The 24,742-nt window shown below is 61.4% G+C and carries 20 protein-coding genes; 10 read left to right on the top strand and 10 right to left on the bottom strand.

From position 1 onward, the window contains the following. Positions 1-690 (bottom strand): LrgB family protein, encoded by a 690-nt coding sequence (locus TSACC_RS20720; RefSeq protein WP_075081346.1) that lies wholly within the window; start codon positions 688-690, stop codon positions 1-3. Then, entirely contained in the window at positions 680-1,090 is a 411-nt protein-coding gene (locus TSACC_RS20715; protein ID WP_075081345.1) for a CidA/LrgA family protein, read from the bottom strand. The genes TSACC_RS20720 and TSACC_RS20715 overlap by 11 nt, the downstream gene beginning before the upstream one ends. A gap of 79 nt (positions 1,091-1,169) precedes the next feature. On the opposite strand from TSACC_RS20715, the gene TSACC_RS20710 reads away from it, so the two are divergent. Then, positions 1,170-2,051 carry a LysR family transcriptional regulator gene (locus tag TSACC_RS20710; RefSeq protein WP_075081344.1) on the top strand — a complete coding sequence of 294 codons (882 nt, stop codon included), beginning with the start codon at positions 1,170-1,172 and terminating at the stop codon, positions 2,049-2,051. Between the two features lie 86 nt (positions 2,052-2,137). Here the strand turns inward: TSACC_RS20710 and groL are convergent, their stop codons facing one another. The 3 genes from groL to dnaK all read right to left on the bottom strand — a co-directional run bounded on the left by groL (position 2,138) and on the right by dnaK (position 6,131). Beyond that, on the bottom strand, positions 2,138-3,766 hold the full coding sequence (groL, locus tag TSACC_RS20705; protein WP_075081343.1) for a chaperonin GroEL: 1,629 nt from the start codon (positions 3,764-3,766) through the stop codon (positions 2,138-2,140). Positions 3,767-3,806: 40 nt separating this feature from the next. Next, positions 3,807-4,103: a co-chaperone GroES gene (gene groES, locus TSACC_RS20700; protein WP_075081342.1), complete on the bottom strand. Its 297-nt coding sequence runs from the start codon at positions 4,101-4,103 to the stop codon at positions 3,807-3,809. Between the two features lie 90 nt (positions 4,104-4,193). Further along, complete coding sequence (dnaK, locus tag TSACC_RS20695; protein WP_075081341.1) at positions 4,194-6,131, bottom strand: molecular chaperone DnaK; 1,938 nt, start codon at positions 6,129-6,131, stop codon at positions 4,194-4,196. A gap of 225 nt (positions 6,132-6,356) precedes the next feature. On the opposite strand from dnaK, the gene TSACC_RS20690 reads away from it, so the two are divergent. Beyond that, positions 6,357-7,091, top strand: a complete 735-nt coding sequence (locus tag TSACC_RS20690; protein ID WP_075081340.1) for a class I SAM-dependent methyltransferase — start codon at positions 6,357-6,359, stop codon at positions 7,089-7,091. Between the two features lie 9 nt (positions 7,092-7,100). On the opposite strand, the gene TSACC_RS20685 is transcribed toward TSACC_RS20690, so the two are convergent. Further along, positions 7,101-8,456 carry a glycoside hydrolase family 28 protein gene (locus tag TSACC_RS20685; RefSeq protein ID WP_075081339.1) on the bottom strand — a complete coding sequence of 452 codons (1,356 nt, stop codon included), beginning with the start codon at positions 8,454-8,456 and terminating at the stop codon, positions 7,101-7,103. A 152-nt stretch (positions 8,457-8,608) separates the two neighbouring features. On the opposite strand from TSACC_RS20685, the gene TSACC_RS20680 reads away from it, so the two are divergent. Genes TSACC_RS20680 through TSACC_RS20670 form a run of 3 tightly spaced genes read left to right on the top strand, consistent with a single transcriptional unit; the run spans position 8,609 to position 13,503 of the window. Further along, entirely contained in the window at positions 8,609-9,259 is a 651-nt protein-coding gene (locus TSACC_RS20680) for a TetR/AcrR family transcriptional regulator (protein ID WP_075081338.1), read from the top strand. Next, positions 9,256-10,386 carry an efflux RND transporter periplasmic adaptor subunit gene (locus TSACC_RS20675; RefSeq protein ID WP_075081337.1) on the top strand — a complete coding sequence of 377 codons (1,131 nt, stop codon included), beginning with the start codon at positions 9,256-9,258 and terminating at the stop codon, positions 10,384-10,386. The genes TSACC_RS20680 and TSACC_RS20675 overlap by 4 nt, the downstream gene beginning before the upstream one ends. 3 nt (positions 10,387-10,389) lie before the next feature. Then, positions 10,390-13,503 (top strand): efflux RND transporter permease subunit, encoded by a 3,114-nt coding sequence (locus TSACC_RS20670; protein ID WP_075081336.1) that lies wholly within the window; start codon positions 10,390-10,392, stop codon positions 13,501-13,503. Here the strand turns inward: TSACC_RS20670 and TSACC_RS20665 are convergent. Beyond that, positions 13,500-14,384 carry a LysR family transcriptional regulator gene (locus tag TSACC_RS20665; protein WP_075081335.1) on the bottom strand — a complete coding sequence of 295 codons (885 nt, stop codon included), beginning with the start codon at positions 14,382-14,384 and terminating at the stop codon, positions 13,500-13,502. The two genes, TSACC_RS20670 and TSACC_RS20665, sit on opposite strands and share 4 nt — an antisense overlap. Before the next feature lie 73 nt (positions 14,385-14,457). Between TSACC_RS20665 and TSACC_RS20660 the strand changes: the two genes are divergently transcribed. From TSACC_RS20660 to TSACC_RS20650, 3 genes are all read left to right on the top strand, one after another. Further along, a complete protein-coding gene (locus tag TSACC_RS20660; protein WP_084400729.1) occupies positions 14,458-17,829 on the top strand; it encodes an MFS transporter in 3,372 nt (1,123 codons plus the stop codon). Further along, positions 17,826-18,386, top strand: a complete 561-nt coding sequence (locus TSACC_RS21540; protein ID WP_075081333.1) for an alpha/beta hydrolase family protein — start codon at positions 17,826-17,828, stop codon at positions 18,384-18,386. The genes TSACC_RS20660 and TSACC_RS21540 overlap by 4 nt, the downstream gene beginning before the upstream one ends. An 86-nt stretch (positions 18,387-18,472) precedes the next feature. Further along, on the top strand, positions 18,473-20,521 hold the full coding sequence (locus TSACC_RS20650) for a monovalent cation:proton antiporter family protein (RefSeq protein WP_075081332.1): 2,049 nt from the start codon (positions 18,473-18,475) through the stop codon (positions 20,519-20,521). A gap of 63 nt (positions 20,522-20,584) precedes the next feature. Here TSACC_RS20650 and TSACC_RS20645 read toward each other — a convergent pair whose 3' ends face one another. Both TSACC_RS20645 and TSACC_RS20640 read right to left on the bottom strand, forming a co-directional pair. Next, entirely contained in the window at positions 20,585-21,703 is a 1,119-nt protein-coding gene (locus tag TSACC_RS20645; protein WP_075081331.1) for an acyltransferase family protein, read from the bottom strand. Positions 21,704-21,853: 150 nt separating this feature from the next. Further along, positions 21,854-22,363, bottom strand: a complete 510-nt coding sequence (locus TSACC_RS20640; RefSeq protein ID WP_084400726.1) for a septal ring lytic transglycosylase RlpA family protein — start codon at positions 22,361-22,363, stop codon at positions 21,854-21,856. 93 nt (positions 22,364-22,456) lie between these two features. On the opposite strand from TSACC_RS20640, the gene mgrA reads away from it, so the two are divergent. Then, positions 22,457-23,458, top strand: a complete 1,002-nt coding sequence (mgrA, locus tag TSACC_RS20635; RefSeq protein ID WP_075081329.1) for an L-glyceraldehyde 3-phosphate reductase — start codon at positions 22,457-22,459, stop codon at positions 23,456-23,458. A gap of 19 nt (positions 23,459-23,477) precedes the next feature. Here mgrA and TSACC_RS20630 read toward each other — a convergent pair whose 3' ends face one another. Continuing rightward, positions 23,478-23,885, bottom strand: a complete 408-nt coding sequence (locus TSACC_RS20630; RefSeq protein WP_075081328.1) for a YkvA family protein — start codon at positions 23,883-23,885, stop codon at positions 23,478-23,480. An 85-nt stretch (positions 23,886-23,970) separates the two neighbouring features. Here TSACC_RS20630 and TSACC_RS20625 point away from each other — a divergent pair, with 85 nt between their 5' ends. Beyond that, positions 23,971-24,729 (top strand): hypothetical protein, encoded by a 759-nt coding sequence (locus TSACC_RS20625; protein ID WP_075081327.1) that lies wholly within the window; start codon positions 23,971-23,973, stop codon positions 24,727-24,729. Positions 24,730-24,742: the final 13 nt, after the last annotated feature.

Genomic DNA, 24,742 nt, shown 5'->3' with positions numbered 1-24,742 from the left:
CTAGCCGCGAAGGTGAACGAAGAGCACCACCGCAAGCACGTTGAGCAGACCCGCAAAGACCATGATGAGACCGGCGACCGCGCCCTCCTCTTCACCAATCTCGCGAGCCTTGGCCACGCCTGCACCGTGAGCGCCCATGCCGAAGAAGGCACCTCGGGCAAACGAGGAGCGTAGCGGCAGCCAGCTCATCACGCCTTCGCCAATCGCGGCACCAAAAAGACCGGTGATGGCGGTGAAAGCCGCCGTGAGCTCCGGCAAACCGCCGAGATCCTGAGATACCGTCATAGCGAAAGGCGTGGTGATCGAGCGGGGCAGCAGACTCGCCTGCATCTCGGGCGAGAGATGAAACAGCCATGCCAAGGCCCAGGCTGAGCCAAATGAGATGGCGCTTCCCGCCACCGTGCCGATGAGAAGCAGCACCCAGTATTTGCGAATCAGGGCGCGGTTTTCATGAATCGGAATGGCGAACGCCACCGTGGTCGGCCCGATGAGGGAAACGAGCCAGCTCGTGCCACGCAGATAGTCGCGATAGGCGGTATGAAAAACCACGATCAAAACGCCGCAGAGCACCCAGGTCACAAGCAGGGGCGACAGCCACCAGACGCGGCACGCACGGTAAAGCCGCAAGGCGGCGAGATAAATCCCGAGCGTAACCGCCGCCCAAAGGACGGCCTGGAGTTCAGCGTTCACGGATGGGCTGAAGTCGGAACCCGATCTCCACCACGACGGCCGTGCCGATCATGACGAGGGGGGTGCCAATCAGCACGGCGACAATAAGCTTCAGCCCGGTCATGCTGATGAGTTCGCGATGGTTCACCACCGCCAGCATGGCTGGAGTCAGGAAAAGCAGAAGGTGAGCGAGCAACCCGCGCGCACCGCGACGAAACCAGCGAACCGAAATCCAGCGCAATTCCAGCGCGGCCAGCAGCGCCCCCATGCCCAGCACACTGCCAGGGATCGGAATGGAAAACTGCCGGACCACCGCCTCGCCCAGCGCCCAGATGGCGATGAAGAGGAGGGCCTGCAGCCACCAGTTCCGGCTCAGATGCCAGCGAGCGGTGCGGCAGGTCTTGAAAATCGCGAGCTTCATGACGTGGGTCATTCTGCCCTATTCCCACTCATTCAAAAAATGAATTGATGGAATACTTATTATTCCATATGGGAATTTCATGGAGCTACGCCACCTGAGAATTTTTGCCGAGGTGGTGAAACAAGGCGGATTTTCCGCTGCGGCCAAGACCCTGGGCAGCACACAATCCACCGTGAGCAAGGTGATCCAGCAACTGGAGCATGATTGCGGAATGCCGCTCCTCGACCGCCTGCCCCATGGCATAAAACCGACAGACGCCGGGGAGGCGGTGCTTCAACGCGCCCGCACCATGCTGGCCGAGCAGGAGCGGCTGGAAAGCGAGCTCGCCGCCCGGCGCGGGCTGGAGACGGGCTGCCTGCGCATCGGGGTGCCGCCGCTGGGCAGCGCGACGATCTTTGCCCCACTGATTGCCAAATACCGGAAACAACATCCCGGCATCCGCATTGATTTGCTCGAAGAAGGCAGTAACCGGCTGGAAAGCGCAGTGCAGTCCGGCGAGATCGAGGTGGGCGGCACGCTGCTTCCCGCCCCCGAGTCCTTCGCATGGCAGCCGGTGCGGGAGGAACCCATGATGGCGCTGCTTCCTGCCGGGCACCCGCTCTGGGGGCGCAAAAGCATCGAGTTCTTCGAGCTGGATGGGGACCCGTGCATCCTCTTCGAGCGAGGTTTCGCGCTGAATGCCATCATCGCCTCCGCCTGCCGGAAAAAGGGCATCGAACTCCATGAGGTCGCGCGGAGTTCGCAGGCCGAGTTTATCATCGCCCTCGTGGCGGCGGGACTCGGTATTGCCTTGCTCCCGCGCATCATCGCCACCTCGCACGGCGGGGTGAAAGCCGTACTGATCGAGGATAGCGACCTTCTCTGGCGGCTCGGTTTGATCTGGCGGCAAGGCCCACCTCTCTCCCGTCAGGCACAGAACTGGGTGGACCTGGTGCGCAAGCATTCGTCGCCTGCGGCGTAATTCGCAATCCTTCCGGAAAACAAAACAGCCCCGAGTTGCCTCGGGGCTGCCTGTTAGGTTTTTCGCTTAAGAGCGAGGCGCCGGACTTAGTAGTCCATGCCGCCCATGCCGCCGGGAGCCGGGGCTGCGGGCTTCTCCTTCTCCGGGAGCTCGGTGACGAGCGCCTCGGTGGTAAGGAGCAGACCGCTGATGGAGGCGGCGTGCTGGAGAGCACTGCGGGTCACCTTGGCCGGGTCGACGACGCCTGCCTTGATGAGGTCCTCGTAGTCGCCAGTCGCGACGTTGTAACCGTCGTTGCCCTTGCGCTTCTTGACTTCCTGCACGATGAGAGCGCCTTCCTTACCGGCGTTGTCGGCCAGCGTGCGGAGGGGCTGCTCGATGGCGCGGCGAACGATGTTCGCGCCGATCGCTTCGTCACCCTCGAGGGTGAGCGAGTCGAGAGCCTTCTGAGCGCGGATGAGAGCGACACCGCCGCCAGGGACGATGCCTTCTTCCACCGCAGCGCGGGTGGCGTGAAGGGCGTCTTCGACGCGGGCCTTCTTCTCCTTCATCTCGGTCTCGGTGGCTGCACCGACGTTGATGACGGCGACGCCGCCGGCGAGCTTGGCGAGGCGCTCCTGGAGCTTCTCGCGATCGTAGTCGCTGGTGGTCTCCTCGATCTGGCGGCGGATCTGCGTCACGCGGCCCTGGATGTCGGAGTTCTTGCCTTCACCCTCGATGATCGTGGTGTTTTCCTTGTCGATGGCGACGCGCTTGGCACGGCCGAGGTCTTCGATCGAGACGTTCTCGAGCTTGATGCCGAGGTCTTCCGTGAGGAGACGGCCGCCGGTGAGGACGGCGATGTCTTCGAGGATGGCCTTGCGGCGATCACCGAAGCCAGGAGCCTTGACGGCTGCGACCTGGAGCGTGCCACGGAGCTTGTTGACGACGAGCGTGGCGAGAGCTTCGCCCTCGACGTCTTCCGCGATGATAAGGAGCGGCTTGCCGCTCTTGGCCACCTTCTCGAGAAGCGGGAGCAGGTCCTTGAGACTGCTGATCTTCTTCTCGTGAATGAGGATGTAGGCGTTCTCGAGGATGGCCTCGAGGCTCTCCGCGTTCGTCACGAAGTACGGCGAGAGATAGCCCTTGTCGAACTGCATGCCCTCGACCACGTCGAGCGAGGTCTCGATGCTCTTGGCTTCTTCAACCGTGATCGTTCCGTCCTTGCCGACCTTGTCCATCGCGTCAGCGATGATCCGGCCGATGGTGGCGTCCCAGTTGGCCGAAACGGTGGCAACCTGGGCGATCTCGGAGCTGTCCTTGACCTTCTTGGCGATCTTGCCGAGCTCGGCAACGATCGTCTCGACGGCCTTGTTGATGCCGCGCTGGAGGCTGGTCGGGTTGGCGCCGGCGGTCACGTTCTTGAGGCCTTCGCGATAGATCGCTTCGGCGAGAACGGTGGCCGTGGTGGTACCGTCACCGGCGATGTCGGAGGTCTTGGAAGCAACCTCGCGAACGAGCTGGGCGCCCATGTTCTCGTAGGGATCCTCGAGCTCGATTTCCTTGGCGACGGTCACGCCGTCCTTGGTGATGGTCGGGCTGCCGAATTTCTTGTCGAGGATGACGTTGCGGCCGGAAGGTCCAAGCGTGGCCTTGACGGTCTTGGCGAGTTTCTCGACGCCGCGGAGCAGGGACTGACGAGCGGCTTCGTCGAAAGAGAGTTGTTTAGCTGCCATAATAGGTGCTGGTAATACTAGGGTTGGTTATTGGTGAGGCTTAGCCAATGATGCCGAGGATGTCGTCCTCGCGCATGATCAGGTAGCTTTCGCCGTCGATTTTGACTTCGGTTCCGCCGTACTTGGAGATGAGGACCTTGTCGCCCTTCTTCACGGTGAACTCCACGAGCTTTCCGTCCTCATCGCGCTTGCCGGTGCCGAGGGCAACGACTTCGCCTTCCTGAGGCTTCTCTTTGGCGGTGTCGGGAATGATGATTCCGCCCTTCTTGACTTCCTTCTCCTCGAGCGGGTGCACGAGCACGCGGTCGCCGAGAGGTTTGATGTTAACGTTGGCCATGTATGTAGGTTCGTTTTTGTTGTTTTTTAACAGAATCCCGCTCCGGACAGTCCCGGAGCGGGAGGGTTTGTTAAAGGGTTATGATTGGACTCAGTTCTTTTTCTTGTCCTCGTCCACCATCTCGAATTCCGCGTCGACGACGTCGGCATCCTTCTTGGCTTCGGGCTGGGGACCAGCGGCTCCGCCGTCAGCCTCGGGCTGAGGGCCAGCCTGGGCCGAGGCCTTTTTGTAAAGCTCGGCGCTGACTTCCTGGAACTTCGTCTGGAGCGTGTCGAATGCCTTCTGGATGGCGTCGTTGTCGCTGCCCTTGAGAGCCTCGCGGACGGCAGTGATGGCGTCCTCGATGTCCTTCTTCTGGGCGCCGTCGAGCTTGTCGCCGAGGTCCTTGAGCTGCTTCTCGCACTGGTAGGCGAGGTTATCTGCGTTGTTGCGCAGTTCGATGCCTTCCTTGGCCTTGCGGTCTTCTTCCGCGTGGCTCTCGGCTTCCTTCTGCATCTTGTCGACTTCGTCCTTGGAAAGTCCGCTCGATCCGGTGATGGAGATTTTCTGCTCCTTGCCGCTGCCGAGGTCCTTGGCGGAGACGTTCAGAATGCCGTTGGCGTCGATATCAAAGGTCACTTCGATCTGCGGCGTGCCACGCGGGGCCGGCGGGATGCCGTCGAGGTGGAACGTGCCGAGCTGCTTGTTATCGCGGCTGAGCGGACGCTCACCCTGGAGCACCTTGATCTCCACGCCGGGCTGGTTGTCGCTGTAGGTCGAGAAGATCTGCGACTTGCGGGTCGGGATCGTCGTGTTGCGCGGGATCATCGCCGTGGCGATGCCGCCGGCCGTCTCGATGGCGAGCGTGAGCGGAGTCACGTCGAGCAGGAGAACGTCCTTCACGTCACCCTTGAGCACGCCGCCCTGGATGGCTGCGCCGATGGCGACGACTTCATCCGGGTTCACACCCTTGTGCGGTTCCTTGCCCACGAGCTCGCGAGCGGTCTCGACGACCTTCGGCATGCGGGTCATGCCACCCACGAGAACGAGTTCGTCAATCGTGCTGGCGCTCCACTTCGCGTCGTTCAAGCAATCCTTCACGGGCTTGATCGTGCGCTCAAAGAGATCGTCGGTGAGCTGCTCGAGCTTCGAGCGGGTCAGCTTCTTCTGGATGTGCTTCGGACCGGTCTGGTCGGCCGTGATGAACGGCAGGTTGATCTCAAACTCCTGGGTCGACGAGAGCGCGATCTTGGCCTTTTCGGCCTCCTCCTTGATACGCTGCACGGCGTCGGGCTGCTTGGTGAGGTCAATACCGGTCTCGGCCTTGAACTCATTGATGATCCAATCCATGAGACGGTTGTCCCAGTCGTCACCACCGAGGTGGGTGTCGCCATTGGTCGCAGCCACCTGGAAGACGCCGTCGCCGATTTCCAGAGCGGAAATATCGAACGTGCCGCCGCCGAGGTCATACACGGCGATTTTCTCATCGGACTTCTTGTCGAGGCCGTACGCGAGCGAGGCCGCGGTCGGCTCGTTGATGATGCGGAGCACCTCGAGGCCGGCAATCTTGCCAGCGTCCTTGGTGGCGTTGCGCTGCGAGTCGTTGAAGTACGCGGGAACCGTGATGACGGCCTGCGTGATCTTCTCGCCGAGCTTGGCTTCGGCGTCGGCTTTCAGCTTCGCGAGGATCATCGCGGAAACTTCCGGCGGGCTGTAGCGCTTGGTCTCGCCGCCAACCTGCACTTCGATATGCGCGTCGCCGTTCGAGGCCTCAACGACCTTGTAAGGCACGCGGCTGAGTTCATCGCGCACTTCCGCGAACTTGCGTCCCATGAAGCGCTTGACCGAGAAAACCGTATTCTGCGGATTCGTCACCGCCTGCCGCTTGGCAGCCTGACCGACGATACGCTCACCGCTTTTTGTGAAAGCGACGACGGAAGGCGTCGTGCGCGCACCTTCCGAATTTTCCAATACAACGGGCTCTCCACCCTCCATGACGGACATACAGGAGTTCGTGGTGCCCAGATCAATACCCAAAATCTTAGACATGCCTACCTTTGAGCACGGATCGTTCCAAGAAAACGCATTTCACACATCCCACTCTCGAGTAATATGTTACAGAAATTCACAAGTTATTCAGAAGCGCCAAATTGCGCCATAATGACTCATTTTCGTGTCACACTGTCACACAAAGGTGAGACACAACGCTCCTCGCGCCGGGCTTGCCTCCCCGATGATCTCCTAGAAAAGAAAGCCATGTCCGGGGAACATCGAATGAATACGCCGGAAGGCAAGCGCCTCCTGTCCGCCCTGCGCGGCGCGGACTACGCCCACGCGGGAGAAGAAACCGCCATCGAAATGGCTCTGGCGGACTGGCCGAAAAGTCCCCGACGGCGGATTCTCGACGCGGGTTGCGGACGCGGCGGCACGGCGCATTTCCTCCAAACCAACGGATGGGGCCTCGTCACCGGAGTGGATCGGGACGCTGCCTCGGTCGACCACGCACGGGATAAATACCCGGACGGTACTTTTGCGACAGCAGACCTGACCGATGCGCAAAGCCTGCCGGACGGGCCGTTCGACGGCATCACGATGTTCAATGTGCTGTATGCCATTTCCGATCAGGCGGCGGCATTGAAAGCCCTCCGCACGGTCGCGGCCCCGGGGGCGCAGCTTATGATCTTCGATTACACCGGGACAAGCGGCTACGAGAAGGCCGTCGCCTCGCTTCACCCGGAGTTTGGCCTGTGGCACCCGCCTGTCATGGCCAAAATGTCCGCCACGCTTCAGGCATCGGGATGGAATCTTGTCACGACGCATTCCCTCAACCGCGAGTACGAACGGTGGTATGCCGATCTCGTGTCCCGCTTTACGACGCGGCAGGCAGCTCTGGCCTCGGTGGCCGATGAGGCGATGATCGCCTATGCACGGGGATTCTACGCGAACCTGCTCCATCTCCTCCGCGAGGGAGCGCTCGGCGGAGCGATCTTCCACGCCGAGGCGGCTTGAGGTTCCGCGCTATCCGGCGCGCTCGGCGAGAAATGGCTCCGACGAAAGCACGGCATCCTCATCGGCCTGCCAGGTGCAATCCTCGCAATGGAGGTCTTTGACGCCGACCGCCCACAATGGCGCGTTCCCCCCGGCCATGACCGACCAATCGTGATTTGCCACGGGACGAAGCTCCACGTTTCCGCCCCATTGCTCGTATAGAGCGCCCCGATGCAGCGTGTTGGAAACACGGACAAGCCGTACGTGCTCAATGGCGCCGGGCTCCTCGGCAAAGAAAAGCATACCGTTTTCCCCCTCGGCCTGGATGTCGCGGAAGCTCAGGTTGCGAATACGGAAAAGCGGCAGGTCGTGGCCGAAGCGCACCGCGGAGACGTGAATTGGCTCTCCCCGCCCCCACCAGTTCCCATGAAAGAGCCGGGTCTGGATGGTGCAGTCCTCCACTGTGACGTCCTCGACATCCGCCTGCCGGGCGTAGATGCCGATGCCGCGGTTGGACTCCCGGATATCGAGCCGCTTGAGGCGGATGTTCCGCACAGGATTCTCCCCGTAGCCGATGCGCACCGCCGACGACCGGCTGGTGAAGACGCAGTCGGAAACCTCGATATCCTCGCCTACGCCCTCGATCCCGCTCAGGCCAAAGGCAATCTCACGCTCCCCGCCATGGTTCCGAAATCCTGTGATCGCCACACAGTCGTCGCCGCTCACGATCCGGCAATGGCGGATCGCAGCATGACGGCAGGTGGTCAGGTGAATACCATCGTTATTGGGATGGCGCAGGTCGTTGGCAATGTTCAACCCCTCAAAAACAAGATGCTCGGAGTCCGCGCAATGGATCGTCCAGTACGAGGCTCCGATGATCGTGAGCTTTTCCATCCGCACATCGCGGCACCGGGCCAGGACGATCATGTTGCCCGGCCTCGGCTTCGGCCGGAACGGGCCGTGGACAGCGTCTTTGGTTCCATGGGATAACGCGTTGCGCCTCTGCCAGGTATCGTGCGCCGAGTAGTCGTCATGCCCGCCGTGCAATTCCCCCTCGTGAAAATGCAGCGCACCATTACCATCCAGGATACCTTCTCCGGTGAGCGTGATGCCCTCGGCATCCTGCGCGTAAAGCAATCCCACGCTGCATTCTCCAACCAGATGGTCGCTCAGGTCTGAACTGGCGAGGAGACGCGCTCCCGCGTCCACCTGTAGAGTCGTATGACTGAAAAGTTCAAAGGTCCCGGTGACAAATGTTCCCGGTGGCACGAGCACCACGCCTCCCCCGGCATCGCGGCAGGTAATCGCCGCGGCCTGAATGGCCTGCGTGTTGATGGTCACTCCGTCGGGAATCGCGCCAAAATCCGTGATCGGGAAGGTCTTCATCGAGATAGTTTTCCCATCTTGAGGCCTCGGCGGAGATCGCGCCAAGAGCATCGTACTCTCATTATAGCACAAAGACCTGAGGCGGGAGCTGATACACTTTTTTACAACTCCTTCCTTTGACAAACGCCGAAAATGAATTTGCGTTCAGTATTGTGAATACGGATTCACCCACACCTCCTTCCCGCCGGATTTCGGTCGTTCGACAGAAGGCCAAGGATGAGCAGCGCCGGTGGATCGTGAATGCGGCAGAGGAGGTTTTCAGCGAGAGCGGCTATCATGATGCCTCGTTGACCATGATCGCCCGGCGAGCCGAGATCGCGGTCGGTACGATCTACCTGTATTTCCGCGATAAGTCCGATCTCTACGGCTGCGTGCTGCTGGAGCGGATGACGCAGATGGTGAAAGCCTTTGAATCCGCTCTCACCTCGTCGGAAAGTGCCGCGGAGTGCCTGCGCCGCGGCATTCATGCGCAGTTTGCCTTTCACGATGCGAACCGGACATTTTTCGAAATTTTCCTCCATCAGCATCAAGTCCAGCAGTCGCCACTCCACAAGGAGCACTGGGAGGAAATGGAGGCACTGAAACTCCATAATCTCGGCGTGATCGAGGATTGCATCCTTCGCGGGCAATCCCGGGTTGAATTGAAACCGGGGAGTCCGCGCCTGCTGGCCGTGGCGTACTTGGGCATCACCCTGCAAATGACCCGCCAGTTCATCCGCGAAAACACGGACGCCCTCCTGATCGACTCCGCCGATTTTGCCGCCGATTGCTTCCTGTACGGCGCTGCCTCTCTCCCTCAATGAAGATTCGTATCCCCACTCTCCTTGTCCTCTGCGCCAGCCTGGCCGCGTGCGGTAAACCCGCCGGCCCCAGTTCTCCGGCCAATCCGCCGATCCCGGTCGAGGTTTCAGCAGCAGCTCTCCGCGGCATGCCAGTCGAGATGAAGGCCATCGGCACGGTGGAGCCGATCGCGAGCGTGCAGCTAAAGTCCAAGGTTGCCGGAGAAATCCTGAAGGTGCATTTCGCCGATGGCGCACAGGTGAAGGCAGGCGAACCGCTTTTCAGCATCGATCCACGTGCATTCCAGGCTGCGCTCGACCGGGCCAAGGCCAACCTGGAGATCGCCGAGGCCACAGCCTCCAATGCCACCGAGCAGGCACAGCGTTACACGACGCTCATTCAGCGCGGTGTCGCGTCCAAGGAGCAGACGTCGCAATTCCTCTCCAATGCCAAATCGCTTAAAGCCGAGCTGGCCGCACGGCAGGCCGACATCAATGAGGCGCAGCTTTCCCTCGATTGGACGGAGGTCACTGCCCCCATCAACGGGCGGGCCGGCGCAGCCCTCCTGAAGCCGGGAAATATCGTGCAGGCCAATAGCGACACCCTCGCGGTGATCAATCAGATGCAGCCAATCTATGTCACCTTCTCTCTACCGGAAAACACCCTGGCCGAGGTGAGGGAGTGGATGGCCAAAAACAAACCCGTCGTCACCGCCTACGATCCTGACAACGGCAGATTGCTCGGGACGGGAACACTGGATTTCATCGACAACGCGGTCGATCGCGCCACCGGCATGGTGGCATTCAAAGCAACGTTTCCGAATGAAAATGAAACGCTCTGGCCCGGCCAGTTCGTTGACGTCACGCTGGAGCTGGCCATTCAGCCCCAGGCGCTCGTCGTTCCATCCACTGCGGTCATGGAGGGACAGCAAGGCTCGCAGGTCTTTGTCGTGACGGGCGACACCGTCACCCTGAGAAAGGTGAAGGTGGAGCGAACGGTCGGAAACCTTTCCATCATCCGAAAAGGACTCGAACCCGGTGAACGCGTGGTCACGGTCGGACAACTCCGCCTCAACCCCGGCTCGAAAGTCGATATCAAGAAGCAGCAAAAGGCCGAGGAGGTGCCGGCTGTCGACAAGACCCCGGAGTAGCCTATGAGCATCACCGATCCCTTCGTACGCCGCCCCATCATGACGACGCTCGTGATGGCGAGCATCCTCGGCTTTGGCTCGCTGGCCTACCTCCAAATGCCAGTAAGTGATTTGCCGAGCGTCGACTTTCCGACGATCAGCGTCTCAGCCAGCCTGCCGGGAGCCAGCCCGGAAACGATGGCCTCAGCGGTGGCGCTGCCTTTGGAAAAGGAATTTTCCACCATTGCCGGCATCGAATCGATGACCTCGAGCAGCGCGCAGGGAACGACCACGGTTACCATCCAGTTTGATCTCTCACGTAATATCGACGCCGCGGCCCAGGACGTGCAGTCGGCCATCTCGCAGGCCCAGGGCAATCTGCCCACCGACATGCCGACACCTCCGTCGTTTCGCAAGGTCAACCCGGCGGAGCAGCCAATTCTCCTCCTTGCCGCCTACTCCGACACCCTCCCGTACAGCAAGGTCGACGAATACGCAGACACCCTGATCGCCCAGCGCCTCTCGACCGTGCTGGGAGTTGCCCAGGTGGATCTGTATGGTTCGCAAAAATATGCCGTGCGCGTGAAGGTCGATCCTCGCGAGCTGGCTGCGCGGGGAATCGGCATTGACGAGGTGGAGAACGCCATCAAGGAAGCCAACTCCAAGGAAGCCACCGGCGAGCTCGATACCGGGTCCAAGTCGCGCACGATCGAGACGACCGCACAACTCACCAACGCGGCGCAGTTTCGCGAGCTCATCGTCACCTACCGCAACGGCTATCCCGTACGGCTCAAGCAGATCGCAACGGTGCTCGACGACGTCGAAAACGACAAGAACTTCGGTTGGTACAACGACAAGCGTGGCGTCGTGCTCGCCGTCCAACGACAGCCCGGAGCGAACACCGTCGCGGTGATCGACCGCATCCTGGAACTCCTCCCTGCCTACAAAGCCCAGCTCCCGGGCGGCATGCACCTCGACATTCTCTACGACCGCTCGACCTCCATCCGCGAATCGCTGCACGACGTGGAGTTCACCCTCGTTCTGGCGGTCATCCTCGTCGTCCTGGTCATTTTCATCTTCCTGCGCAACCTTCGCGCGACCCTCATTCCGAGTGCAGCCATCCCGCTGTCGATCATCGGTACGTTCGGGATCATTCACCTCCTAGGCTTCAGCGTGAACAACTTCTCGCTGATGGCGTTGATTCTTGCTGTGGGCTTCGTGGTCGACGATGCGATCGTCGTCCTGGAGAATATCGTGCGTCACCTTGAAAAAGGGATGTCGCCGATGGAAGCGGCGCTGAAAGGCGGCCGGGAGATTGGCTTTACCATTCTCTCCATGACCCTTTCTCTGGCGGCGGTATTCATTCCTGTGCTTTTCATGGGCGGCATTCTCGGGCGACTGCTCAATGAGTTCGCCGTCACCATCGCCGTTGCCATCCTCATCTCCGGCGTGGTTTCACTTTCGCTTACTCCGATGCTTTGCAGCCGGTTCCTGAAACAAGCGCATAGCGAAAGCCGGAACCCCATCTTCCGCTTCTCGGAGGCAGCCTTCGCGAAACTGCAGAACACGTATCGCCGCACGCTGGGAATCGCCCTCAAGCATCACCTGATCGTTTCCCTCCTGGCTCTCGCCATGGCGGCTGGCACGGCATGGCTTTTCATCATCGTTCCCAAGGGCTTCCTGCCCAATGAGGACTCCAGCCGCATCATGATCACGACGGAAGCCGAGCAAGGCGTCGCCTTTGAAAAGCTCGTCGAGATGCAGCAGGAGGCAGCTGCGATCGTGGCAAAGAATCCCGCGGTCGAGGGCTTCATGTCGCGCATCGGCGGCGGCTCGGCCTCCGCTGGAAACAATGGGCGCATGTTTGTGACCCTCAAACCCCGTAGCGAACGGCCACCGGTCGATACCGTGGTGCGCCAGATGCGAAGGGAACTGGCAGGAATTCCGGGACTGAAGGTCTTTCCCCAGAATCCGCCCACCATTCGCATCGGCGGCATGCAAACCAAGAGCCTTTATCAGTTCACGCTCTTCGGTCCCGACCTGAAGCAGCTCTACAGCGCGTCGGAAAAGATGGAGAACCTGATGAGGGATATCCCGGGTATCGTCGACGTAACGACCGATCTACAAATCACCAACCCGCAAGTCCTCGTCGATATCAACCGCGACAAAGCCTCCACTCTGGGAGTAAGCGCGGCGCAAATCGAGCGCGCACTGGGGGGAGCCTTTGGTTCCCGCCAGATTTCAACCATCTACACGCCCAATAACCAATATCGCGTCATCATCGAGGCCAAGGATGATTTCAAGCGCGAAGCGGAGGATCTTTCACGTCTCTACGTGCGATCCAGCCAAGGCCAGTTGGTTGCCCTCTCGGCTGTGGCGAAATTCAAGACCCAGGTCGGCCCGCTGACCGTCCAGCATCTCGGCCAGTTGCCTGCTGTCACAATCTCTTTTGACCTCGCGAAGGGGTACTCGCTCAGCAATGTCGTGCCGCGCATCCAGCAACTCGCCAGGACGGAACTGGGCGAAAGTATTGGCACGCAGTTCCAGGGAACAGCTCAGGCCTTCCAGTCCTCCCTCGGCAACCTGGGACTGCTTCTGATCATGGCGATCATCGTGATCTATATCATTCTCGGCATCCTTTATGAGAGCTTCGTCCATCCACTGACGATTCTGTCGGGCCTGCCGTCCGCAGGCTTCGGCGCGCTGCTGACGCTGCTGCTCTTCGGCATGGAGCTGAACGTCTACGGCTTCGTCGGATTGCTGATGCTCATCGGCATCGTGAAGAAGAACGCCATCATGATGATCGACTTCGCCCTGGAGGCGCAGCGCACAGACAAGATGCCGCCGGAGCGCGCGATCTTCGAGGCGTGCGTGGTGCGCTTCCGCCCGATCATGATGACCACGATGGCGGCAATGATGGGCACGCTGCCGATCGCTCTCGGACTCGGCGCAGGCGGCGACGTGCGCCAGCCGCTGGGTTTATCGGTGGTCGGCGGGTTGATCCTGTCCCAGGTGGTGACGCTCTACATCACTCCCATCATCTATCTGTACCTTGAACGGGTGCAGGGATGGTTCGGAAAACGGCAGCCGAAAAATCCGGCGACGCCCAAGCCCGGCAAGCTGGCGGAGGCGCACTAAAGCGAACTCGTATAGCTCCGTGAGCGGGCCTTGATTCGCTCAAGGAAACTCTCCGCCACTGGAGCGAGCGATCCACGCCAGAAGGCGCCGATGGCCAGCGAGGGAAATCCCGCGAGCGGCAGAACACGGATGTCCTTTGCCGCCATCAGGTCCGGCGTCTGCACCGCGAGTCCGGCTCCCAAGGCACTGCGCACATAAATAGTGACCAGATCCTGGGAACTCGTCTCCATCGCGGTCCGCCAGACCAGCCCTCGCCGGGTCAGTTCTTTTTGGAAAAGACGCGGAAGGAGTTCATGCGGAGGCAGGCTGACCAGGCCGATCTCCCCGGCCGCGCCTGCCTTGAGCAAATCGGCGGCCTTGTGAAACCGCGTCTCGGGCGAAACGAGCAGGCAAAGGGGAAGTTCGGCAAGTACGACGGTGCGGAAACCCTGGGGCAATTTCGACTCCAGCACGGTGATCGCGATATCGGCCTCGTCCTCCTCGATCAGACGCTCCGCTCCGCGCTGGTCGATTTCCTGCAAGCCCACCTTCAGCCCAGGAAAATCGCGCCTCAATTCCGCCAGGATAGCCGGGACATGGCCGCGCATCACCTCGGTCAGACCCGCCAGCCGAAGCGTATCGGTATGAAAACCGCGCACCTCCTCGGCCACCTCGCCCAACCGCCCGAAGAAGGGCCGCGCAAACTCGTACAGCCTCTTCCCCGCCGCCGTGAGCCGGAAGGGACGCCGCTCGAAAAGCCGCACGCCGAGATCCGCCTCCAGCGATGCCACCTGCGCACTCACAGCGGGCTGCTGGATTCCGTAGGGAATATGACGGCAGGCCGCCACGATCCCCTCGTACCGGGCGACGTAATAGAAGAGCTCCAGATGGTGGACGTTCATTTATTGATTAAATCAATATTACTTCATTATTTATCGATTATGTAAATTCAAATCCCGGGCGCATGATCGCCCCATGAAATCACTCTTTCAGAAACCCGGGATGAGCGGCCTGCTCACCGCCCAGGCCCAGGTCGCCTTCAATGACAATGCGATCAAGCTCGTGCTGATCGGTCTGGTGCAGATGCTCCTCCCGCAGGATGGCGCAGCCCGGGTGGTCAGCGCGCTGGCGCTGCTGCTGGTCGCGCCCTTCGTGATTTTTGCCCCGCTGAGCGGCTGGCTGGCGGACAGCTTTCCAAACCGCAAGGTCATGTCGGCCTGCCTCTGGTTTCAACTCGCGGTGATGGGCTTCCTGCTCGTCGGCACCTCGTTCAACTCGCTCGTCATCGCGCTCGGCGCGTTCTTTCTGCTCGGCCTGCAATCCGCCCTCATGGGTCCGGCCCGGCGAGGGTTGGCCAAGGAAGTCGCGGGCGACCAGGTCGGCGAGGCGGTTGGCTGGATGGAGATGACGTGTGTGGCAGCGATCCTCGTCGGCAGCGTCGCGGGAGGCCAGTTGATCGACGGCTTCGCCTCCCATGTGACGCCGTGGATTTCCGCCACGATCTCGACGGTGATCCTGGCGGCGGGCTGCCTGCTCGCGCTCTGGATTTTCCGCAAGGTTCCCTCTCGCAAGGCAGCGAACCCGACGCCCTTCCGTTGGAAGCTGCTCTGGTCGCATGGCAATCTCTTCAAGCTGCTCCGCCGCGATCGCGGCATCTGGCAGGCCGCGCTGGGCGACGCGGTGTTCTATCTGGCGGGCGGCATGCTGATGCTTTCGCTCTCGCAGGTGGGGCGCGAGTTGAATCCCGACGGCCACGGCGCGGCCCGTGCCACGGGCATCATGCTCGCGGTCCTCGGCCTCGGCATCGCGGTCGGCAGCATCGCCGCCGCCCGGGCCAACCGCCACTCGGTCAACGTCGGCCTCGCCCCCGTGGGCGCTCTCGGCCTGGCCATCATGCTCGGCGTGCTGGCGTTCACTCCGGCGGGCCTCGCTTTCCACGTCGTGCTCGGTGTGCTGGGCGTGTTTGGCGGCTTGTTCCTCGTGCCGCTCGGCGCGTATCTGGTCGACCGTTCGCCGGATGCGGATCGCGGCAGCATTCTCGCCGCCTCCAGCATGCTCTCGAGCATTGCCGGCGTGGTCGCGGTGGGCGTGTATTCCCTTACCTCGGGATGGCTCGGCCTCAGGCCGTCGAGCCAGTTCCTCGTCATCGGCGGCGGATTCCTACTCGTGTCGTTCCTCTGCCTGCACCTGGCGCGCCGTGACTTTCTGCGCCTGATGACGCTCCTGATTTCGCGCGGCCACTACCGCGTGATCGCCCGCCATGCGGATCGCATTCCGGCGAAAGGCGGCGTGCTCCTCGTCTGCAATCACGTGAGCTACGTCGACACGCTCATCCTGTCGATCTCCTGCAAGCGTCCGATTCGCTTCATGGCCTATGATGCCTTTTTCAAAACCCCGCTGCTGGGTTCCATCCTCCGTCTCTTCGGCGCGGTGCCGATCTCGGCCACCAAGGCGAAGGATGCGATTCGCACCGCCTCCGAGCACCTCACCGCCGGGGAAGTCGTCTGCATCTTTCCCGAGGGTCAGCTCACCCGCACAGGCTGCCTGATGGAACTCAAGAGCGGCTTCGAGCTCATCGCCCGCCGCGCCAAAACTCCCGTCGTCGTGGCTCATCTCGATGGGCTGTGGGGATCGATCTACACCTTCGCGGGAGGCAAATACTTCTTCAAACGCCCCGAGAGCCTGCGCCGTCGCACGGTTCGCGTCGCCTTCTCCCAGCCGCTCGCGGCGGAGGAAGCCACGACGGAGCGTGTCCGCGAGATCCTGCTTGAGCAGGGAGCCGAGAGCTTTCTTTTACGCGACCAGGGCGTACTCGGCCAGCGTCTGGCGAAGAGCCTCCGCCGGAACTTCTGGCAGGATGTCGTGATCGATCCCGTCGGCGGAAAAACGATGGAACGCGGCACCCTCCTCGTGGCCGCCCAGGCGCTCGCCTCGTCGTGGAAGCGCTCGATCCGCGAGGACCGCGTCGGCATTCTCCTGCCTCCGGGAGTCGGTGGCGCGCTGGCCAACCTCGGCGTGATCTTCGCCGGGAAAGTACCGGTCAACCTGAACCCGACCCTTTCGTCCGCCGCGCTCAGTTCCTGCATCGAGCAGGCGGGTCTCACCACCACGATCACGGCGCATCCCGTCCAGCAGCGGTTTCCCAAGCTGCCTTGGACATGCGATGTCCGATATGTCGAGGATTGCCTGCGCGGGCTGAAGTGGACGGACTATGCCCGGGGCGTCATCCGCGCCATAACCGGACACGTCGACCGTACTGCCACGGAGGAAGCCCTCCTCCTTTTCACCAGCGGCACGAGCGGCCTGCCCAAGGGAGTCGCCCTGACCCATCGCAATGTGCTCGGTAACATGGCCCAGGCGGTGGACACAGGCTTCCTCCAGCCCGGCGACCGCATCCTGAGCGGGCTGCCGTTGTTCCACAGCTTCGGCCTGACCATGGGCCTGCTCTTCCCCATTCTGGCGCAGCGCTCGGTCGTTACTGCGCCCTCTCCGCTCGATGCCGACAAGCTCGCTCAGGCCGCCCGTGAGGGTTTGCCGACCGTGCTGCTCTCCACGCCGACCTTCCTCCGCAGCTACATCAAGCGCATCCCGCGCGATGCCTTCGGAACCCTGCGCCTGGTCGTGACCGGAGCGGAGAAGCTGCCCAGGGAAACCGCGGCAGCCTTCCGCGAGCGCTTCGGCTGCGAGGTGATGGAGGGTTACGGGCTGACGGAAACCTCCCCCGTCGCCTGCCTGAACATGCCTGCTCCGGCGCGCGGCATCGGGGCGGATTCCATCCAGATCGGCAACCGCTTTGGCAGTGTGGGCCGCCTGCTGCCCGGCCTCGCCGCACGCTTCCTCGACCCGGAAACCGAGCTGCCCATCCCGGGAGCTACCGAAGGCGTCCTCGCGCTCAAGGGGATCAATGTCGCCGACGGGTATCTTACGGGCTGCGAAGGCGGGAAATTCCGCGATGGGTGGTTCATCACGGGCGACGTGGCCCGGGTTGATGTCGAGGGATTCCTCTTCATCTCCGGCCGCCTCAGCCGGTTCTCCAAGATCGGCGGAGAAATGGTCTCCCATCTCGCCATCGAGGAGGTGCTCGCCCCAATCATCCCGGCCCGTGCCACCGGTCCCACCCTCTGCGTACTGGGCCGCCCCCATGCGGAAAAAGGCGAGGAGATCGTGCTGATCTCGACCAGCCCCATTGAGCGGGAAACGATCTCCACCACGCTCCGCAGCGCCGGCTTGCCCAACCTCTGGACGCCCCGCGAGGTGATCGTCGTGCCGTCCATTCCCCTGCTGGGCTCGGGCAAGCTCGACCTTGCCTCATGCCGCGAGCTGGTGAAAACTGGGAGCATCGCGTGAGCACGACCTACATCCTCGACGGCATCTGGGGGTGGCACGATCGGTGGGAGCCGATGCGCCGCCACATCGAGAAGACGGTCGGCCCGTGTCGGATTTGGAAATACAACAACTCCGGTCGCGTGTCGCTGGAGACCGTGGCGGCCGAACTCGCAGCGGAGCTTTCCGCCCGGGGCGAAACCTTCAACCTTGTCGGCTACAGCATGGGCGGACTCGTGGCTCGTGAAACGATCCGCCAGTCCCCCGCCCTCCCGCTGCACCGCGCGGCCCTGTTGCATTCCCCGCATGGCGGGTCGCTGGTGGCGCACCTCCTGCCCGTACTGCCCGCGTGCCGGGAGATGCGGCCCGGCAGCGCTTTCCTGCGCCGCCTCGACGCCCACGAATGGCTCCGCCCCACCATGGTGACCTGGTGCGCCGCCGACCTGATGGTCTTCCCCGGAAAATCCGCCTGCTGGAAAAAGGCGAGCCATGTGCTGGAATCCCGCGTCCCTGCCCACGCGTGGCCGGTCGTGTCACGCGGCATCCGGGAAAAGGTCGCTCATTTCCTTTCCGAAAGTTAGCTCCGACCAGCCTCCGGGCGGGGTGACAGAAGTTTTTACCCTCTTCGTTGGACATTTGCCGGGCCGTTAATGCAAAAGGAAAGAGGATGCACGACACGCTCTTACAGGACCTGGCTATTGTGATGATCGCGGCGGCGCTGGCGACAGTGCTTTTCCGCCAGTTCCGACAGCCCGTCGTGCTCGGCTACATCCTGGCAGGCGTGCTGGTCGGTCCGCATACTCCGCCCTTTGCCCTTATCGCCGACGAGCACCGCATCGAGACCCTGGCCGAGCTCGGCGTGATCTTCCTCATGTTTGCGCTGGGGTTGGAATTCAGTTTCCGCAAGCTCCAGAAGGTCGGTGCGACAGCCGTTATCGGTGCGACCATGGAGATCCTCCTCATGATCCTCGTCGGGTACGAACTCGGCCGGGTCTTTGGTTGGAGCCAGATGGACAGTATCTTCCTCGGGGCGATCCTCTCCATCTCCTCGACCACCATCATCATCAAGGCCCTCGAGGGGCTGGGCAAAAAGAACGACCATTTTGCCTCGCTGATCATCGGCATTCTCATCGTCGAGGACATCCTTGCCATCGTCATGATCGCGTTGCTCTCAGGCTTCGCGCGGACAGGCGAGGTCTCGGCTCCGGAGATCGGAATGACGATCCTGAGTCTCGGGTCGTTCCTGGGAATCCTACTCGTTCTCGGCCTGATCATCGTACCGCGTCTGCTGAACTACGTAGCGAAGTTCAAGAGCGACGAGATGATGCTCGTGACCGTGATCGGCCTGTGCTTCGGCGTCGCGCTGATCACTGTGAAACTCGGCTACAGCGTGGCGCTCGGCGCCTTCCTCATCGGCGCCATCATTGCGGAATCGCGTCACATCTACCGCATCGAGACGCTCATGCTCCCGGTGCGGGATCTTTTCAGCGCGGTCTTCTTCGTCTCGATCGGCCTGATGATCGACCCGACGCTCATCCTCAAATATGCGTGGCCCATCCTGATCATCTCGATGGTCGTCATCATGGGCAAGGTCATCGCCTGTTCGCTGGGTACCTTTGTGGCGGGCAATGACGCTCGGACCTCCCTGCGTGTCGGCATGAGTCTGGCGCAGATCGGCGAATTTTCCTTCATCATCGCCGCCCTCGGTCTATCCCTGCGGGTCACGAGCGACTTCATCTATCCGATCGCCGTGGCGGTGTCGTCGATCACCACGCTCACGACGCCCTACCTGATCCAGGCCTCCGATGGATTGGTCGGCTGGTTTGATCGGATCGCCCCCAAACCACTCGTCAAAGGTATGGAGGCGTATTCGCTCTGGGTGGGCAGTCTCACTGCGCGGAGCGGACGCAACATGGAGCGCAAGATCCTGACCAAGCTCGGCATGCAGATCGGGATCAACCTGCTGATGGTCACCGGCATTTTCATCGCGGCGGCCTTTCTGTATCGCACCGTGGTCTCGCAATGGGATCACTTCCCCGGCGGAGTCGATGGAGCCAAAGCTGCCTGCTGGCTGGCGGCCATGCTGATCAGCTTCCCGCTGCTTATCGCCGTCTGGCGCAAGCTGGAGGTGGTGGCAATGCTGATCTCCGAGATCAGCGTCAATACCGCCAAGGCAGGGGCAAGCGCCGCAGGCATCCAGGCCATCATCACCGGGGTCATTACGACAGCGGCTACGATCGGCCTCATCCTGCTGATCCTGCTGCTCAGTTCCGCCGTCCTGCCGTCGCGCAATCTTCTCCTCCTCGCCCTGATCGTCGCGGCGATCACCGGATTTTTCCTTTATCGGGGATCGGTTCGTCTGTATTCCCGCGCTCAATCCGCTCTGCACGACACCTTTGCGGAGGAGGCCGAACCCCTGCCCCTGTCGCCCCATCACGCTCCGGCCCTGCCATCGATGTTGCGCAATGCCAAGCTCGAGACCGTCGCCCTGCCCGGCGGCTCGCCATGGGAAGGCAAGCAGATCCGGGAACTTCAGATTCGGAGTCTCACGGGCGCGAGTATTGTCGGCATCGATCGCGCCGGGGATAGCATCATCAACCCTCCGCCGGATGAGGAACTCACCGCCAAGGACGAAATCCTCCTCATCGGACGGCCCGAGCAACTCGAGGCCGCCCGCCAGTTACTCAGTTCGCTCGAGGAAAAATCCGCCGCCTAGCAGCACGGCAACCAGCCCGTTGCGGCATCGCCAACCGGATGCCGACATCGTTTCGGTCCATCGCTAGCCCCCGCTCGAATTGCATGGAGCGCCCGCGCTTTTCCTACGGGAGAGTCTCGTCACGAAATACCGGCGAGCGGGATCTTCCACGAAGTGATAGAGGCAGGCCGCTGCGAGAAAAAGGGCGCAAAGGTGGACGGCGAAGACCGCACAGCGCAAGCCGATAGATGATTCCGCGAAACGCTCCACGGGAAGGACTACCTTCAGGATCCGCTGCATCGGGGCATGAATGAGGTAGAGAGAGTAGGAAATCGTGCCGAGATAAACCCAGGGAGACGCGGCGAGAACACGTGCGGAGAGACTGCGGGATTCCCCGAGACCAAGGAGGCCGAAGACGAGGGAGGAAAGGGTGAGAATGCCTGTGCCCATTGTGCCAGCGGGAAACCAGCACGCCAGGCCAAGGAGGAGTATGGAAAACATGACCAGTGCGTCAGCAAGTCGGGGATGCCCGCAGAGAGCGCGCAGGAGATGATAGAGCATTGCTCCGGCAAAAAATTCGGTCGAGACGCGGATCAAGGCATGCGGAAGATCGCCATCTGGCGTGGCGAGGCGGAGAGTGGCAATCGCCCCAAAGATAATGACGATCGCCGTAAAAGCACGACGGAGCGGCGAAAGATCTCCGAGACGGTGATGGCAGAGGAGAGCGAGAGGAAAAACTGCGAGGTAGGCGAACCATTCTGCACTGACGGACCATGCGGGATAGTTCCATGAAAGCACCGGCGCTCCCCACGCCTGCAACATGAAAGCTTCGCGCCAGAGAGAACTCGGGGGATACATCTCCGTAGACATCGGCACACCCGCGAAGTTTGCCGCGAGGACGAGTCCAATCATGAAAAAGAATGCTGCCAGATAGGCTGGGTAAATGCGGGCAAGGCGCCGACCGAGAAAATCACGGTAGTCCCTCCAGCGAAAGGGGCGAACGGCCGCGTAAACGTGCATCATGATGAGGCCGCTCAGGAGGAAGAAGAGATCGACTCCGTAATTTCCCGCAGCAATGAGGGGCCGAACCAATACAAGCGGCGGAAACAGAATCTCCCACACGTCCTGGAAGTGCAAGCTGATAACCCAGATGGCAGCAAGGGCGCGAATGCCAGTGAGAGCTGGAAGATCTGCTTTGAGCACGTTCGGAGAAAACAGGAATTGTGTGCCTCGTTACCTAGGGCGAATCGCAAATCAACGAAAGCCATAACATGAAGGCATACGGAAGATCATGGGGAGGCACCCACAGACATCGCCCGCAATGCGGCAGCAGGGCTCCCGGCGACATTCCACCTAGTAGTACACGGTCGGCTGACGGTAGCCGCGAGGCGTTTTGATGCGCCACTTGCCGTCGCCGACGCTCAGAACCTCCACCCTTACGCGAGCGAGACCCTGATGGTAAAAACCAAGCTTCTTGGCCACGGGGGTGGTGACGTCGATGACCCTGTCGCCGATGTACGGCCCACGATCGTTAAGGCGGATAACCACTGAACGCCCATTCTGGAGATTCGTCACCCGTACCGTACAGGGCAATGGCAGCGTCTTGTGTGCACCGCTGCTGCTCCAGAACCACAGCGACTCACCGAGCGCGGTCTTGCCGGGGAAAATCAGGAAGCCCTCGTGGTAGTGTGAGGCGACTCCCTCCTCGACATATCCCACCGCCTCCTGAGGGCTTAGGGGTTCGTAATGATGTCCCCTCACCGTGTAGGGCTTGCACTTATACCCGCTGTATTGCGGGCTGGAACACCCAGCCAGCGCCAGGAACCCCAGCACACATGCCGTCCACCGATATGCTCGAGCCATATTCCTTCGGTAGCAATTTCACCGCCCTGCGGCAAGCTGCGGGCGATCTTTGCCGTTTCTTCACTACAGCGCGTCTGATACCAATGATACGGAATGAGCACACCCCACCTCCCTGCCCCCGATCGCTACGACTCCATGCAGTATCGCCGCTGCGGCCGGAGCGGACTCAAGTTGCCCGCTCTGTCCCTGGGACTGTGGCACAACTTTGGCGGAGTCGATACACTTGAGAACGCCGGGCAGATGATCCTCCGCGCCTTCGACCTCGGGGTGACACACTTTGATCTCGCCAACAACTACGGCCCACCGCCGGGAAGTGCCGAGGAAACGTTCGGCAGCGTGCTTCATAGCAAACTCGCCGCTCACCGTGATGAGCTCATCATCTCGACCAAGGCTGGATACCGGATGTGGCCCGGACCCTATGGTGAATGGGGGTCGCGTAAATACCTGCTCTCCAGCCTCGACCAGAGCCTGAAGCGCATGCGCCTCGACTACGTCGACATTTTCTACCATCACCGGCCCGATCCCGATACACCGCTAGAAGAGAGCCTCGGAGCTCTGGTGCAAGCCGTGCGCTCCGGACGGGCGCTTTATGCCGGTGTGTCCAACTACCCGGCCTCTCTCGCCGCCCAGGCGGCAGATTACCTGCGTGAGGAAAAGGTGCCGCTCCTGATTCACCAGCCGAGCTACAGTATGCTCAACCGCTGGATCGAGGACGGTCTCACCTCTGTCCTTGAAGAAAAGGGCGTGGGCTGCATCCCCTTTTCCCCCCTTGCCCAAGGCCTCCTGACCAACCGCTATCTCGCAGGCATCCCGATGGATTCGCGAGCGGCGCGCCCGACAGGATTCCTTCAATCCAGCGCCGTCACCGAAGAAAAAATCTCCCGCATCCGCAAGCTCAACGACCTCGCGGTCGAGCGAGGCCAAACGCTGGCTCAAATGGCGGTGGCATGGATTCTCCGCCTGCCGGTGGTCACCTCCGTGCTTGTCGGCGCCAGCCGGGTGGCTCAACTGGAGGACACTGTGGCGTCCCTGCAGAAGCTGGAGTTTTCCGCCGACGAACTCTCCCGGATCGAAACCATCCTGCGGGAACCGTAATAACGGCTCCCTCGCGAGGTCACGGGTTGCCCGTGACCTTTCCGTAGTCGAGTCCGGCGTGCTTGGCGAAGGCTTGAAACTCCGCTTCGTGACTGAGCAGGACCGCCCGCAGCACGGCAGAGTCATCAGCCAGCCCCTTGCCTGGAATGTCGTCCGGGATGATGTCGACGTCGTTTAGCAGATACCCGAGACCGAAAACCGTCTCGGTAATGGCCTGGAGATCGCCCGAGGGATAAACTCCGTCGAGAACATCCTCGGCATAGCGAGAAAGAAAACGCGCCTGCTCAGCGAGATGGGGGAAGTCGGGGCTGTTCAGCGTCTCCGCCTTGACCTTGAGAAAAGGGATCTGCCGACGGAAGGCATTCATGCGCCCGGCCGTAACGGTCTGACCGCCGCGAAGAACAAACTCGTGGAAGCTGCTGCTCATCAGACCTGCTTAAGCGGTCGGCGGCAACTCGACAAGCCTCCGTTCACGCTGGCAACTTTCCCGGACCCATGCCAGATTACGCCAAATGACTCGTCTGGCGAATCTCCCCGGGTTCCTGCTATTTCTTCTCGCGGCGGCATCTCTCCACGCCTCACCCATCGTCCGCGAACCAGGGGCGATTTATCTCTCTGATTTCGGAGACAAAACGCTCCGCGTCAACATGACGCAGGCAGCCAAAAGCTACTTCGACATGGGCATGACACGGTATGCCGGCACCCTACGCTACCCGCAACAGGTCCAGGTCGTGGCGGTCGCGGATACAGGCTGCCGGGTGCGTGGCAATGCCCAGCAGGGCGGCGTGGTCGCGTGGGTTTCGTTCGACGATCTGTCCGGCTTGCCAAAAGACTTCCTCGCTACCATGAAAAAGGCAGAAGAACGCCGACTCATGGTGGAAGCTCTCATCGCAAAGAAAGAGGTCGCCATCGGCATGACCTCCGACGAAGTGCGCCGCAGCCTGGGCAAACCTGCAAAAACTACCAAACGAGCCAACAAGGAAGGCCTGGAGGAGCTCTGGGAATACGTGAAGTATGATCTCATTCCCCAGACGACCTACACCCCGGGAGTCACCCAGACCGTCATTCCACCCAATAAGCCCGGCCAACCGGCCAATGTCGTGACGCAGACTGTCATGATCGGAAATACCATCTACGTGAAGGTGCCGGTAGGCACCCTGAAAGTCGCCTTCAAAGATAATCTCGTAGACTCGCTGGATCAGACGGAAGGAACTTTAGTGGGAGCCGGACAAGTTTCGATTGTCACACCGCCACTGAACGTATATTGGTAACCGTTCTTATCCC

Source organism: Terrimicrobium sacchariphilum (assembly GCF_001613545.1).
Taxonomy (GTDB): domain Bacteria; phylum Verrucomicrobiota; class Verrucomicrobiia; order Chthoniobacterales; family Terrimicrobiaceae; genus Terrimicrobium; species Terrimicrobium sacchariphilum.
This window is presented reverse-complemented; position numbering and strand designations above follow the sequence as displayed.